This window comes from Sphingomonas eleionomae, from assembly GCF_049889035.1.
GTDB lineage: Bacteria > Pseudomonadota > Alphaproteobacteria > Sphingomonadales > Sphingomonadaceae > Sphingomonas.
In genome coordinates, this window is record NZ_JBLTWP010000011.1 from 1 (window position 1) to 632 (window position 632).

Sequence of the window (632 nt, forward strand, 5' to 3'; positions counted from 1 at the left end):
TCTGCCCGCGGGATGCTGGGCAAGGCATCGGAGGTTGCGGCGGCGGCGGAGCAGTCTGCGGTAGCGATGCGGGAGGCGGCGCAGACAGCGGCTGGCCTGATCCGGGCGATCGAGGATGCGCGGGCGGAGGTTGAGGCGGCGGCGGACATTGCGACGCGGGCCAGCGGTCAGGCGGGCGAGGCGGTGGAGATGAGCGAGATGCTGTCCGACCATGCCAAGTCGATCGAATCGATCCTGGGCCTGATCCGCGACATTGCCAGCCAGACCAATTTGCTGGCGCTGAACGCGACGATCGAGGCGGCGCGGGCGGGCGATGCCGGGCGGGGCTTTGCGGTGGTGGCACAGGAGGTGAAGAGCCTGGCCAACCAGACGGCGCGGGCGACGGACGACATTGCGGCCAAGATTGCGGCGATTCAGTCGGCGACGCGCTCGACGGTGGAAACCAATGTGTCGATCCGGTCGACGGTGACCGAGGTTCAGCAGAGCGCGGACCGCATTCGCAGCGCGATGGAAGTGCAGGCGCAGACCGTGACCGCGATCACCGCCGCCGTCGATGAAACCGCGCTGGCCGCCGATTCCATGTCCTCCACCATCGCCGCCATCCGCGAAGATACCGAAAGCGTCGCAAGCGA

1 protein-coding gene is annotated in these 632 nt (G+C 68.2%); it reads left to right on the forward strand.

Annotated elements, in window-relative coordinates:
- A partial coding sequence (locus tag ACNI3Q_RS14660; RefSeq protein WP_426277973.1) for a methyl-accepting chemotaxis protein occupies nucleotides 1-632 on the forward strand: 632 nt, incomplete at both ends.